We start from the raw sequence: 13,287 nt of genomic DNA on the forward strand, positions 1-13,287 counted from the left end.
ATATCCTCTGCCAAGGAACGTCACTTCACCATGCTGTCCAAACCTCTGCACCTATCCCCTCTCGCCATCGCCCTGTGGCTGGCTTCATCGCCTGGCCAGGCGGTGGAACTCGCTCCCCAGGTGATCACCGCCAACCCGCTGGGCAACAGCCAGCTCGCCGCCCCCAGCACCGTGCTCGAAGGCGACACCCTGCTACAGCAGCAGCAAGGCAGCCTGGGCGAAACCCTGAACAAGCAGCCTGGCGTCGCCTCCACCTGGTTCGGTCCGGGCGCCAGCCGTCCAGTGATCCGCGGTCTTGACGGCGACCGCATTCGCATCCTGCGCAATGGCGTCGGCGCGCTGGACGCCTCGTCGCTGTCCTACGACCATGCCGTGCCGCTGGACCCAGTGAACGTCGAGCGCATCGAGATCGTCCGCGGCCCCGCGGCGCTACTGTATGGCGGCAACGCCATCGGCGGGGTAATCAATACATTCGACAACCGCATCCCCGATTCGCCCATCGACGGCATCCACGGCGCAGGCGAACTGCGCTATGGCGGCGCCGACACCACACGCAGCAGCGCCGGCAAACTGGAAGCGGGCGATGGCACCTTTGCCTTGCACCTGGATGCCAACAGCCGCCAGTTCAACGACCTGCGCATTCCCGGCTACGCGCGCAGCAGCAAGGTGCGCGATGCCGACGAACCCGGTTCGAAACACCGTCTGGAGAACAGCGACGGTCGTCAGGACGGCGGCGCCATCGGCGGTTCCTACCAGTGGGATCACGGCTATGCCGGCCTGTCCTACAGCCGCTATGACGGCAATTACGGCTCGGTGGCCGAGCCCGGCGTGCGTCTGGACATGGAGCAGGACCACTATGCCTTCGCCTCCGAACTGCGCGACCTGCAAGGGCCGTTCAGCTCGATCAAGGTCGACGCGGGATACACCGAGTACCAGCACCGCGAGATCGAGGACGGCGAAGTCGGCACCACCTTCAAGAACAAAGGCTACGAGGCCCGCATCGAAGCGCGTCATCAGCCGCTGGGGCCGGTCGAAGGCGTGATCGGTGCCCAAGTCAGCCGTAACGAATTCTCGGCCCTGGGTGAAGAGGCGTTCGTACCGCAGACCGATACCGACAGTTTGGCCGTGTTCATGCTCGAACAGTGGCAGGCCACCGAACGCCTGAACCTGAGCCTGGGCGCACGCTTGGAACACACCCGCGTGGATCCGGATGGCAAGGGCAACGAGCGTTTCGTCGATGCCGACAGCACCAACAGTTTCAATGCGGCGAGCTTGTCCTCCGGCGCGGTCTACCAGCTCGATCCGGTCTGGGCGCTGGCCGCCAGCCTGGGCTACACCGAACGCGCCCCGACCTTCTACGAGCTGTACGCCAACGGTGCTCATGTGGCGACCGGCACCTATGAAGTCGGCGACCCCAACCTGAACAAGGAAAAGGCCATTTCCGGCGATCTGGCCCTGCGTTTCGACAACGGCACCCATAAAGGCAGCGTCGGGGTGTTCTACAGTCACTTCCGCAACTACATCGGCCTGATCGGCAGCGGTATCCAGCGCGAAGGCGAGGACGACGAGACCATTCCCGAATACCTCTATTCGGGCGTGCGCGCACGCTTCTACGGCGTCGAAGCCCAGGACCACTGGAAGCTGCTGGAGAACCGCTACGGCAGCTTCGCCCTGGAACTGTCCGGCGACTATACCCGCGCCAAGAACCTCGACACTGGCGAGCCGCTGCCACGCATCGCGCCGCTGCGGGTCAACAGCGGGCTGCTGTGGGAGTTGGACCGCTGGCAAGCGCGCGTCGATGTGCAGCATGCCGCCGCGCAGCACCGTAAACCGGCCAATGAAACCAGCACCGACGGCTACACCACCCTCGGCGCCAGCGTGGGTTACCACTTCGATATCGGTCAAAGCCAATGGTTGGCCTTCGTGCGCGGTGAAAACCTGACCAACCAGACCGTGCGCTACGCCAGCTCGATCCTGCGTGACATCGCCCCGGCACCTGGGCGCAGCGTCGAAGTGGGCCTGACCACACGTTTCTGAGACCCTGGCATTCGGCACGCCAATCCCTGTTCCTGCCCCGTGGCGGGAACAGGTCCCCCTTTCAGTCGACTGTTAACCGCATCACAACAATCCCCTGCGACATTTTGTCTTTTTTTCCGCTCGCTTCCTCTATATCCTCCCCGCCGCACGCTGAAACGCTTCACTCACCATTCCTTGCAGCCATCAACATCGAAGAGAGCAACTCTTTGATGCGCTTGCGTATTTTCGATAATCAATAAGACAGCGCTATCTCATGCTCCAACTGCCGAAATACCGACTCCCCGGCACCGCCCTGGCGGTCCTGCTGACCAGCTTCGCCACGCCTGCCAGCGCCCAGGCGCCGTTCTCCGCCGACTCGCCCTGGATGCTCGGCGACTGGGGCGGCGCGCGCCAACGACTGCAGCAACAAGGCTACGACTTCACCCTCGGCTACACCGGCGAGATGGGCAGCAACCTGCATGGCGGTTTCGACCATGACCGCACCGCGCGCTACAGCGACCAATTCACCCTGGGCACCCACTTCGATCTGCAGAAACTGCTCGGCTGGCAAGCCAGCGAGTTCCAGCTCACCGTCACCGAGCGCAGTGGTCGCAACATCAGCAACGACCGCATCAACGACCCGCGCGTCGGCGGCTTCACCTCCGCCCAGGAAGTCTGGGGCCGTGGCCAGACCTGGCGGCTGACGCAGATGTGGTTCAAGCAGAAGTACTTCGACGGTGCGCTGGACATCAAGGTCGGCCGCTTCGGCGAAGGCGAGGACTTCAACAGCTTCCCCTGCGACTTCCAGAACCTGGCCTTCTGCGGCTCGCAGGTGGGCAACTGGGTCGGTGGCATCTGGTACAACTGGCCGGTCAGTCAATGGGCCTTGCGTGTCAGATACAACCTACACGATGACCTCTACGCCCAAGTCGGCGTGTTCGAGCAGAACCCCTCCAACCTGGATACCGGCAACGGCTTCAAGCTCAGCGGCAGCGGTACGCAAGGCGCGCTGATGCCGATAGAACTGGTGTGGAGCCCGCAGGTCAATGGCTTGAAAGGGGAATATCGCGCCGGCTACTACTACAGTAATGCCAAGGCACAGGATGTTTACCGAGACCGCAACGGCCAGCCCGCTGCCCTCAGTGGCCAGGCCTACCGCAGCAGCGCCAGCAAGCATGGCCTGTGGCTCGGAGCCCAACAGCAGGTGACCTCGCTCGCCTCCGACGCCTCGCGCGGCCTGAGCCTGTTCGCCAACGCGACGATGCACGACAAGAAGACCAATGTCATCGACAACTATGTTCAGGCGGGTGTGGTGTACAAGGGACCGTTCGACGTCCGTGCCAAGGACGACATCGGCTTCGCCCTGGCGCGCGTGCACGTCAACCCCGCCTACCGCAAAAACGCCCGCCTGGCCAACCAGGCCAACGCCGTGAACGACTATGACAATCCCGGCTTCCTGCCTGTCCAGGACACCGAATACAGCGCCGAACTCTACTACGGCATCCATCTGGCCGACTGGCTCACCGTGCGCCCGAACCTGCAGTACATCCGCCATCCGGGCGGGGTGTCGCGGGTCGACGATGCACTGGTCGGCGGCGTGAAGATCCAAAGCAGTTTCTGAACCTCACCTTGAATGAACGGAGAAGCTACGATGAGCACTGACGGTGCTACCTCTGGAACCCGCTGGCTACCGCGCCTGATCGGCGTATTGCTGCTGTTGATGGGCCTCGCCCTGATCGCCGGTGGCGTCAAGCTCAGCCAGTTGGGCGGATCGCTGTATTACCTGATCGGCGGTATCGGCTTCGCCCTCTCGGGCGTGTTGCTGATCGCCCTGCGTCGCATCGGCCTGGGCCTGTACGGCGCCGTGCTGCTGGCCAGTACGGCCTGGGCACTGTGGGAAGTGGGCCTGGACTGGTGGCAACTGGTGCCGCGTCTGGCGCTGTGGTTCGCCTTGGGCGTTATTCTGCTGCTGCCATGGGCACGTCGTCCCCTGCGCGGCCCGGCGTCGACAGTCAACGGCGCCTTGCTCAGCGTGGCGGTGGTCGCCGCCGGCGCCAGCGCCCTGGCCAGCCAATTCACCCATCCCGGGGAAATTGCCGGGGAACTGGGGCGCGACAGCAGCGAAATGGCCAGTGCCGCGCCGTCGATGCCCGATGGCGACTGGCAGGCCTACGGTCGCACCGAGTTCGGCGACCGCTACTCGCCGCTGCGCCAGATCACCGCGCAGAACGTCAATCGCCTGGAGGAAGCCTGGCGCATCCGCACCGGTGATCTGCCCAGCGACAACGACCCGGTCGAGCTGACCAACGAAAACACCCCGCTCAAGGTCAACGGCATGCTCTATGCCTGTACCGCGCACAGCAAGGTGTTGGCCCTGGACCCGGACACCGGTGCCGAAATCTGGCGCTTCGATCCGCAGATCAAGAGCTCGGTGGGCACCTTCAAGGGCTTCGCCCATATGACCTGCCGCGGCGTGTCGTATTACGACGAAAACCGCTACGTCAGCCGTGACGGCAGCCCCGTGCCGGCCATTTCCGCCGCCGGCCAGGCCGTGGCGCAAGCCTGCCCGCGCCGCCTGTACCTGCCCACTGCCGACGCCCGCCTGATCGCCATCAACGCCGACAACGGCAAAGTCTGCGAAGGCTTCGCCAACCAGGGCGCCATCGACCTGACCCAAGGCATCGGTCCGTTCACCGCCGGCGGCTACTATTCCACCTCGCCGGTGGCCGTGACCCGCGACCTGGTGATCATCGGCGGTCATGTCACCGACAACGAGTCGACCAACGAGCCGTCCGGGGTGATTCGCGCCTACGACGTGCACGACGGTCACCTGGTGTGGAACTGGGACAGCAACAACCCCGACGACACCCAACCGCTGGCGCCTGGAAAGACCTACAGCCGCAACTCGGCCAACATGTGGTCGCTGGCCAGCGTCGACGAAGAGCTGGGCATGGTCTACCTGCCGCTGGGCAACCAGATGCCTGACCAGTACGGTGCCGACCGCACGCCAGGCGCCGAGAAATACAGCGCGGGTATCGTCGCCCTCGACCTGGCCACCGGCAAGGCCCGCTGGAACTACCAGTTCACTCACCACGACCTGTGGGACATGGATGTCGGCAGCCAGCCGACCCTGGTCCACCTGAAGACCGACGACGGCGTCAAGCCGGCCGTGATCGTGCCGACCAAACAGGGCAGCCTGTACGTGCTCGACCGCCGCAACGGTACGCCGATCGTGCCGATCCGCGAGATTCCGGTGCCGCAGGGTGCCGTCAAAGGCGACTTCACCGCGCCGACCCAGGCCCGTTCCGACCTCAACCTGCTCGGCCCTGAACTGACCGAGCAGGCCATGTGGGGCGCCACGCCGTTCGACCAGATGCTGTGCCGCATCCAGTTCCGCGAGCTGCGCTACGAGGGTCAGTACACCCCGCCGTCCGAGCAGGGCACGCTGGTGTATCCGGGCAACGTGGGAGTGTTCAACTGGGGCGGCGTGTCGGTCGATCCGGTGCGCCAACTGCTGTTCACCTCGCCGAACTACATGGCGTTCGTGTCGAAGATGATCCCGCGCGACCAGGTCGCCGCCGACAGCAAGCGTGAAAGCGAAACCAGCGGTATCCAGCCGAACACGGGTGCGCCTTACGCGGTGACCATGCATCCGTTCATGTCGCCGCTGGGCGTACCGTGCCAGGCTCCGGCCTGGGGCTATGTGGCCGCCATCGACCTGTTCACCCACAAGGTGGTGTGGAAGCACAAGAACGGCACCACCCGTGACAGCACCCCGGTGCCGATCGGCCTGCCGGTGGGCGTGCCGAGCATGGGCGGTTCGATCGTCACTGCTGGGGGCGTGGGCTTCCTCAGCGGCACGCTGGACCAGTACCTGCGCGCCTATGACGTGAACGACGGCAAGCAGTTGTGGAGCGCCCGCCTGCCGGCCGGCGGCCAGGCGACACCGATGACCTACACCGGCAAGGATGGCGAGCAGTATGTGCTGATCGTCGCCGGCGGCCACGGCTCGCTGGGCACGCGGATGGGCGACTACATCATCGCTTACAAGCTCGCGCGCTAGCGCGCGGGCTTGTAAGCGAGCGGCAAGCTGCAAGCTGGATAGCAAAAGCGGGGCCTGCGCGGTCCCGCTTTTTCTTGCCGCTTGAAGCTTGCAGCTTGAAGCTCGCAGCGAGCTGCGAGCGGCTCGGTGCGCGCCAAGCGCGCACCGCTTGAAACCCAGAGCCATTCGCCCCATCTAAGCACCATAGCCATTCACGCAGGTGCCCCATGAGCGACCAGCAGGATTTTCCTGATCACCCCGACGAGCACGACGAAGTCGAGCATATCGACGCCAAGTCCAGTACCAGCCATGCCCTCGCCCTGCCCGGCCAGCAATTGCCGGACAAAGTCTATGTGATCCCCATTCACAATCGCCCGTTCTTCCCCGCGCAGGTGCTGCCGGTGATCGTCAACGAAGAGCCCTGGGCGGAAACCCTCGACCTCGTCGCCAAGACCGATCATCACACCCTCGCGCTGTTCTTCATGGACACCCCAGCCGAAGACCACCGGCACTTCGACACCAAGGCGCTGCCCGAGTACGGCACCCTGGTGAAGGTCCACCACGCCAGTCGCGAGGGCGGCAAGCTGCAGTTCGTCGCTCAAGGACTGACCCGTGTGCGCATTCGCACCTGGCTCAAGCATCATCGCCCGCCCTATCTCGTGGAAGTCGAGTACCCGCGTCAGCCCACCGAGCCCAACGACGAAGTCAAGGCCTACGGCATGGCGCTGATCAACGCCATCAAGGAACTGCTGCCGCTCAATCCGCTGTACAGCGAAGAGCTGAAGAACTACCTCAACCGCTTCAGCCCCAACGACCCTTCGCCGTTGACCGACTTCGCCGCGGCCCTCACCTCGGCCACCGGCAATCAGTTGCAGGAAGTGCTCGATTGCGTGCCCATGCTCAAACGCATGGAAAAAGTCCTGCCGATGCTGCGCAAGGAAGTGGAGGTCGCGCGCCTGCAGAACGAAATTTCCGCCGAGGTAAACCGGCAGATCGGCGAGCACCAGCGCGAGTTCTTCCTCAAAGAGCAGCTCAAGGTCATCCAGCAGGAACTGGGGCTGACCAAGGACGACCGCAGCGCCGACCTCGAACAGTTCGAGCAGCGCCTGGAAGGCAAGACCCTGCCCGATCAGGCGAAAAAACGCATCGACGAGGAAATGGGCAAGCTGGCCATTCTCGAGACGGGCTCGCCTGAGTATGCCGTCACCCGCAATTACCTGGACTGGGCCACCGCGTTGCCGTGGGGCCTCTATGGCCAAGACAAGCTCGACCTCAAGCACGCGCGCAAAGTGCTCGACCAACACCACGCCGGTCTGGACGACATCAAGGAGCGCATTCTCGAGTTCCTCGCCGTCGGCGCCTGGAAAGGTGAAATCAGCGGTTCCATCGTGCTGCTGGTCGGCCCACCCGGCGTGGGCAAGACCAGCATTGGCAAGTCCATTGCCGAATCTTTGGGCCGGCCGTTCTACCGCTTCAGCGTCGGCGGTATGCGCGACGAGGCCGAGATCAAGGGCCACCGCCGCACCTACATCGGCGCCCAGCCCGGCAAACTGGTGCAGGCGCTGAAGGACGTCGAAGTGATGAACCCGGTCATCATGCTCGACGAGATCGACAAGATGGGCCAGAGCTACCAGGGCGACCCCGCCTCGGCGCTGCTGGAAACCCTCGATCCAGAGCAGAACGTCGACTTCCTCGACCATTACCTGGACCTGCGCCTGGACCTGTCCAAGGTGCTGTTCGTCTGCACCGCCAACACCCTCGACTCGATCCCCGGCCCGCTGCTCGACCGCATGGAAGTGATCCGCCTCTCCGGTTACATCACCGAAGAGAAGGTGGCCATCGCCAAGCGCCACCTGTGGCCCAAGCAACTGAACAAAGCGGGTGTGGCCAAGACCAGCCTGAGCATCTCCGACAGCGCACTGCGCCTGGTGATCGAGGGCTATGCCCGCGAGGCCGGCGTGCGTCAGTTGGAAAAACAGCTAGGTAAACTGGTGCGCAAGTCCGTGGTCAAGTTGCTGGACAATCCCGACGCCAAACTCAAGATCGGTCCCAAGGAACTGGAACCGGCACTGGGCATGCCGGTGTTTCGCAGCGAACAGGTGCTGTCGGGCAAAGGCGTGATCACAGGCTTGGCCTGGACCAGCATGGGCGGGGCTACGCTGCCGATCGAGGCGACGCGCGTGCACACCCTCAATCGCGGCTTCAAGCTCACCGGCAAGCTGGGAGATGTGATGAAAGAGTCCGCCGAAATCGCCTATAGCTATGTCAGCTCCAACCTCAAGCAATACGGTGGCGATTCGGGCTTCTTCAATGAGGCCTTCATTCACCTGCACGTACCCGAGGGGGCTACGCCGAAAGATGGGCCGAGCGCAGGCGTGACCATGGCCAGTGCACTGCTGTCGCTGGCCCGCGATCAGGCGCCGAAAAAGGGCGTGGCCATGACCGGCGAGCTGACCCTCACCGGCCAGGTGCTGCCCATCGGCGGCGTGCGCGAGAAAGTGATCGCTGCACGGCGGCAGAAAATCCACGAGTTGATCCTGCCCGAGGCCAACCGGGGCGACTTCGAGGAACTGCCGGCGTACCTGCGCGAAGGTTTGACGGTGCATTTCGCCAAACGCTTCGCCGACGTGGCGAAAGTGCTGTTCTGATCGGCCGGGGGCCGCGCGCCGGCCCCACAGGTTCACCCGCTTCGGTTATCCTCAGGCCATCGTCGCCTGAGGAGACACCATGACCCTCCCCCGCCTATTGCTTCCCATGAGCCTTGCATTGCTGACCGCCTGCGCCCAGCAGTCCCGGCAGACCGTCGAACTGGACGCCGAGAGCGAATGCCCCAAGCGCTTGGCGCCAGGCCAGAACCTGACCCTCACCCTGACCAGCAATCCGACTACCGGATACCGCTGGCAGGTCAAGGATCCCGCTTCGAGCGTGCTGCGCAGCCTCGGTCCAGAGGTGTACAGCAGCCCTGAAGAAAGCGGTCTGGTCGGTGTTGCCGGGACATCCACCTGGCGTTTCCAGGCCAGCGCGCCGGGAGATGGCAACCTGGTATTGGTCTATCAGCAACCGTGGGCGCCTGAAGTGCAACCGGTGCAGACATTCGAGTGCGCGATCAGGGTCAGATGACCCGCATCAAACCGCCTCAATGCGTCTGCGCACGGTCAGCAGGTAGTCGCGCGCGGCTTGCAAGGCAACTAACAGAGGCCCCGCTTCTACCTTGCTGTTCAGGACGGAATCCACGGCACTCCACCCATCCACGAACAGTGATCCCTGCACCAACCACCGCCGGCGGAGCTCGAGCAGTTCGCCGGCCCTGCCGTATTGGGTGATCACTTCGTTATTCTGCGCCAGCTGCGCTTTGAGACCAGCCAGGTTCTGCTGCTCCTGCTTGAGTTTGTCCGCCATCTGTGCTCTGACCGCAAGTACTTTGGCGTATTCACGGCCCTGCTCCAGTAGATCCAGATGCGTGTTCAGCTTGCCAACGGCAGCCTTGATCAGATCCGGGGATATACCAGGCGTCTGCATTTGACCCAGAATGACATCGATGTCCTTGTCGTCGGGAATCAGGTTCCTCAGCGCTTGACGGACCGTCGGCGTATTGAGCGTGGCAAGGCTATCGTCTATCTCCGCCAACTTGGCTTCGCGCGTATTGACCGTGCTCTGGACCTGCTTGAACGTCTTGTCGTTCTCCTGCAGGTCTTGTATCGCCGTTCGCTGCAGTTCAGTGAGCTCAGGTGCCGAGTACGTGCGCACAGCCTCTACGCTGGCCAGCACCTGCCGGATAGTCGTCTGCACGTCGGCGCGCAGGGTCACGAGTTCGTCCTCATCGAGCTCGGCGGTAGCGACACTGCCAAGCGGGTCCAAGTCGAGATTGAGATCGATCAGGCCCTGCGTGACATTCCCACAAAAACGCGCATTGGCCTTTTTGATGGTTTCGGCGATGTCCTGCAAGCGTTCGCGTACAGCGGGAATGAGCAATTCGATCCCATGGTGGGAAATCTGAAACGCCTGTCGCTCGATGTTGAGCATCGCTTTGGCATCGGGCAACGGTGTTTCGACATTCGCACTCTTCATATTATTCATCCTTAAAGGGCGTCGCCCAGTGCTTCGTTGAAGATCGCCGAGAGCTGCTTGGAGATATTCAAAATATTGGTCCAAGGCGAGAGGACGCGTTCAAACTGCACAATAAACTTTTTCAGTTCCACGTTACTGGAAACGGCGGTGGCTTTTTTAATCGAAGCGGACATGTAGGACTCCAACAGCACCCAGACATCTTCCAAGTTCTTGGTGGCTGCACGAACTTCCACCAACCTGAAGTTAATGTCCGTGACCATCCTCTTCAAGGCCACGAAATTTTCGATTTCGGCCAACAGTTCACGTTGCTGCGTAGCCAACATATCGCGCTCTTCGATCAATGCATTCTTATCCTTACGCACCACTTCCGCTTGCGCACCGTAAATACCTCCGGTCACGATCAAACCGATCGGACCGAACGCAATCCCGAAAAACGCCGTGCCGACCAATTTGTCATATTGAGCCACCTTTTTTTCAATCTCAGTGTCGAGCGCGATCAACTGCTCGCCGATCGTAGCAATCTTCTTGTCGACACTTTCTTTCTTCAAACATGCCAAGAGACCAGAGCCCTTGGGATGCAAGACCTTGTCGATCTGCTCACCGAAATGATCGACCAGCGCCTTGACGTGGCGAATGGTGGCGAGCATTTCCGTAATTTCATCTTGGATGGTCGGCAAGTAGAGATCGATCGCCGACTTCAGTGATGTGATGTCCGCTGTCGAGAGCGCGGCCCTCGGAATCTTGTCGGCCGGAATCGCTGGCAACAGCGTGTCCATTGCCTGCGTGTTCTTCAGTTCGGCAATAAACTTCACACCTTCAGTGATAAAGTTTTCGGAAAAGACCTGTAAATCGCCACCCATTGTTTTACAGGCATCTTCTACGCCGTCCCACGCATCCACATGCTGATGCAGATTCTCATGGAAGGACCAGAAGTCATCTGCACTGATTGCCAAGGCAGTAAAGTTTACGTTCGCCTCCATCTCTCGCCGCTCTCTGGGCAGCAGTCGTACCGCCCTCTGGTAGCGTTTGATGGTGCGCAGGTTGTCTTGACTGAATAGAAAAGCCGGCTCTTTCTTTTTGAAATCGAAAATTTGCTGAGGGATGAACTCGACCCGTTCATCCACTGTGAGCTTATCGAAAGGCAGACTCGCTTTTGAAGCAGAATTCTCCGCCCGCTGCTCAGTTACATCAGTCGCCATGATTATTCCCCTCTACTCACACTCTTCTGCAGTTGAGAGCGCGTTACTGAGGAACCAATCTAACGGTCTACGGCCGCTCACGAAGTCAGGACGGTGCTCAGCCTGTGGAAGGAAAACACACTGCTCTCTGCCAGATCATTGATCATTGGACAAACTGACAAATGCCCCGAGACTGCTCTGCCACGCAGACGGCGTTCCCTGATTTTCGCTAGAATGTGCCTCCTTCAACCCACTGCACGAGCCCGCTGTGAGCCACCCCTCAGACCGCCTATTCGCCCAGCCTCTGGAACAGGTACCCGACTTCGTCTTCAACGAAGACGTCGTGCGCGTGTTCCCGGACATGATCAAGCGCTCGGTGCCCGGCTATCCGACCATCGTCGAGAACATCGGTGTGCTGGGTGCGCGCTTTGCCCAACCGCATAGCGTCTTGTATGACCTGGGCGCTTCGCTGGGCGCCGTGACTCAATCGCTGCGTCGTCATGTGCGCGCTGACGGCTGCCGGGTCATGGCGGTGGACAACTCGGCAGCGATGGTCGAGCGCTGCCGCCAGTACCTCACCGCCCAGGACTCCATGTTCCAGGAACTGCTGCCGGTGCAGGTACTGGAGGCCGACATCCTGGCGCTGTCGCTGGAGCCGGCGTCGTTCGTCGCAATGAACTTCACCCTGCAATTCATCGCCCCAGACGAACGCCTCGACCTGCTGGCCCGCATCCGCCAGGCGCTGCTACCCGGTGGCGCACTGGTGCTCTCGGAAAAGCTGCGCTTCGACGACGCGCAGACCCACGACCTGCTCAACGAACTGCACCTGGACTTCAAGCGTGCCAATGGCTACAGCGAACTGGAAATTGCCCAGAAACGCAGCGCCATCGAGCACGTCATGAAGCCTGACACTCTGGAGACCCACGAGCAGCGCCTGCGCGCCGCCGGTTTCTCCAAGGTGGTGCCCTGGTTCCAATGCCTCAACTTCGCCTCGCTGATAGCCCTGCCATGATCGATCTGTCTCCCCTCGTCCGCCGTCTGGCGGGCACCCCACTGGCTCGCTGGTCCCAAGGCCTGCAAGCGCAATTGGATGCCAAGCTGGAAAAAGGCCACGGCGACCTGGAACGCTGGCGTGGCGCGCTGGACGCGCTGCCCGCCTTGACGCCGAGCACCCTCGACCTGGTCGACGGCCTGCGCCTGGACAGCGACTGCGATGCCGCCAGCCGTGCGCAGATGCATCAGGCGCTGATGGGGCTGTCGCCCTGGCGCAAGGGGCCGTTCGAGCTGTTCGGCGTGCATGTGGACACCGAATGGCGCTCGGACTGGAAGTGGTCGCGGGTCAGCCCGCACCTGAACCTCAGCGGCAAACGCGTGCTGGATGTCGGCTGCGGCAACGGCTACTACCAGTGGCGCATGCTCGGCGCCGGCGCCGACCTGGTGGTCGGGGTAGACCCGAACTGGCTGTTCTTCTGCCAGTTCCAGGCTGTCAGTAAATACCTCCCGCACCTCCCGGCCTGGCACCTGCCGTTCGCCCTGGAAGAACTGCCGGCCAATCTGGAAGGGTTCGACACAGTGTTCTCGATGGGCGTGTTCTACCACCGTCGCTCGCCAATCGAGCACCTGCTGGCGCTGAAGGACTGCCTGGTCAAAGGCGGCGAACTGGTGCTGGAAACGCTGGTGATCGAAGGTGACGCGCAACAAATGCTGGTGCCCGAAGACCGTTACGCGCAGATGCGCAACGTCTGGTTCCTGCCGTCGGTGCCGGCCCTGGAGCGCCTGCTGCGCCGGGCAGGTTTCAGCGATGTGCGCTGCGTGGATGTCAGCGTCACCAGCGTCGAGGAACAGCGCAGCACCGATTGGATGCGCTACCAGTCGCTCAGCGACTTCCTCGACCCTGCCGACCACAGCAAGACCATCGAAGGCCTGCCAGCGCCGCGCCGAGCCACGTTGCTGGCGCGCAAATAGAGAGCCGCAAGTGCCCCA

At 62.3% G+C, this 13,287-nt stretch carries 9 protein-coding genes; 7 read left to right on the forward strand and 2 right to left on the reverse strand.

The genetic code is table 11. The features are described 5' to 3' along the window. Positions 1-30: 30 nt before the first annotated feature. The 5 genes from ACK2SD_RS19025 to ACK2SD_RS19045 all read left to right on the forward strand — a co-directional run bounded on the left by ACK2SD_RS19025 (position 31) and on the right by ACK2SD_RS19045 (position 9,178). On the forward strand, positions 31-2,037 hold the full coding sequence (locus ACK2SD_RS19025) for a TonB-dependent receptor (RefSeq protein ID WP_412460577.1): 2,007 nt from the start codon (positions 31-33) through the stop codon (positions 2,035-2,037). Positions 2,038-2,290: 253 nt separating this feature from the next. Continuing rightward, a complete protein-coding gene (locus tag ACK2SD_RS19030; RefSeq protein WP_412460578.1) occupies positions 2,291-3,637 on the forward strand; it encodes a carbohydrate porin in 1,347 nt (448 codons plus the stop codon). A gap of 30 nt (positions 3,638-3,667) precedes the next feature. Beyond that, positions 3,668-6,079: a glucose/quinate/shikimate family membrane-bound PQQ-dependent dehydrogenase gene (locus ACK2SD_RS19035; protein ID WP_039575891.1), complete on the forward strand. Its 2,412-nt coding sequence runs from the start codon at positions 3,668-3,670 to the stop codon at positions 6,077-6,079. Between the two features lie 206 nt (positions 6,080-6,285). Further along, on the forward strand, positions 6,286-8,706 hold the full coding sequence (gene lon, locus ACK2SD_RS19040) for an endopeptidase La (protein WP_412460579.1): 2,421 nt from the start codon (positions 6,286-6,288) through the stop codon (positions 8,704-8,706). A gap of 79 nt (positions 8,707-8,785) precedes the next feature. Continuing rightward, positions 8,786-9,178 (forward strand): protease inhibitor I42 family protein, encoded by a 393-nt coding sequence (locus tag ACK2SD_RS19045; protein ID WP_029614103.1) that lies wholly within the window; start codon positions 8,786-8,788, stop codon positions 9,176-9,178. A gap of 6 nt (positions 9,179-9,184) precedes the next feature. On the opposite strand, the gene ACK2SD_RS19050 is transcribed toward ACK2SD_RS19045, so the two are convergent. Further along, positions 9,185-10,126 carry an alpha-xenorhabdolysin family binary toxin subunit B gene (locus ACK2SD_RS19050; protein ID WP_412460580.1) on the reverse strand — a complete coding sequence of 314 codons (942 nt, stop codon included), beginning with the start codon at positions 10,124-10,126 and terminating at the stop codon, positions 9,185-9,187. A gap of 11 nt (positions 10,127-10,137) precedes the next feature. Continuing rightward, on the reverse strand, positions 10,138-11,325 hold the full coding sequence (locus ACK2SD_RS19055) for an alpha-xenorhabdolysin family binary toxin subunit A (RefSeq protein ID WP_412460581.1): 1,188 nt from the start codon (positions 11,323-11,325) through the stop codon (positions 10,138-10,140). A gap of 247 nt (positions 11,326-11,572) precedes the next feature. Here ACK2SD_RS19055 and cmoA point away from each other — a divergent pair, with 247 nt between their 5' ends. Together cmoA and cmoB are read left to right on the forward strand one after the other, a co-directional pair. Then, positions 11,573-12,316, forward strand: coding sequence for a carboxy-S-adenosyl-L-methionine synthase CmoA (cmoA, locus tag ACK2SD_RS19060; RefSeq protein ID WP_029614107.1), 744 nt, complete (start codon positions 11,573-11,575; stop codon positions 12,314-12,316). Then, positions 12,313-13,269 carry a tRNA 5-methoxyuridine(34)/uridine 5-oxyacetic acid(34) synthase CmoB gene (cmoB, locus tag ACK2SD_RS19065; RefSeq protein ID WP_412460582.1) on the forward strand — a complete coding sequence of 319 codons (957 nt, stop codon included), beginning with the start codon at positions 12,313-12,315 and terminating at the stop codon, positions 13,267-13,269. The genes cmoA and cmoB overlap by 4 nt, the downstream gene beginning before the upstream one ends. Positions 13,270-13,287: the final 18 nt, after the last annotated feature.

The sequence above is a fragment of the Pseudomonas sp. SC11 genome, assembly GCF_047039205.1.
Lineage (GTDB): Bacteria > Pseudomonadota > Gammaproteobacteria > Pseudomonadales > Pseudomonadaceae > Aquipseudomonas > Aquipseudomonas boreofloridensis.

Bases quoted from the DNA above. Each gene is read 5' to 3' on its own strand.
- ACK2SD_RS19025 (WP_412460577.1), top strand. From the start codon at position 31: ATGCTGTCCAAACCTCTGCACCTATCCCCTCTCGCCATCGCCCTGTGG.
- ACK2SD_RS19030 (WP_412460578.1), top strand. From the start codon at position 2,291: ATGCTCCAACTGCCGAAATACCGACTCCCCGGCACCGCCCTGGCGGTC.
- ACK2SD_RS19035 (WP_039575891.1), top strand. From the start codon at position 3,668: ATGAGCACTGACGGTGCTACCTCTGGAACCCGCTGGCTACCGCGCCTG.
- lon (WP_412460579.1), top strand. From the start codon at position 6,286: ATGAGCGACCAGCAGGATTTTCCTGATCACCCCGACGAGCACGACGAA.
- ACK2SD_RS19045 (WP_029614103.1), top strand. From the start codon at position 8,786: ATGACCCTCCCCCGCCTATTGCTTCCCATGAGCCTTGCATTGCTGACC.
- ACK2SD_RS19050 (WP_412460580.1), bottom strand. From the start codon at position 10,126: ATGAAGAGTGCGAATGTCGAAACACCGTTGCCCGATGCCAAAGCGATG.
- ACK2SD_RS19055 (WP_412460581.1), bottom strand. From the start codon at position 11,325: ATGGCGACTGATGTAACTGAGCAGCGGGCGGAGAATTCTGCTTCAAAA.
- cmoB (WP_412460582.1), top strand. From the start codon at position 12,313: ATGATCGATCTGTCTCCCCTCGTCCGCCGTCTGGCGGGCACCCCACTG.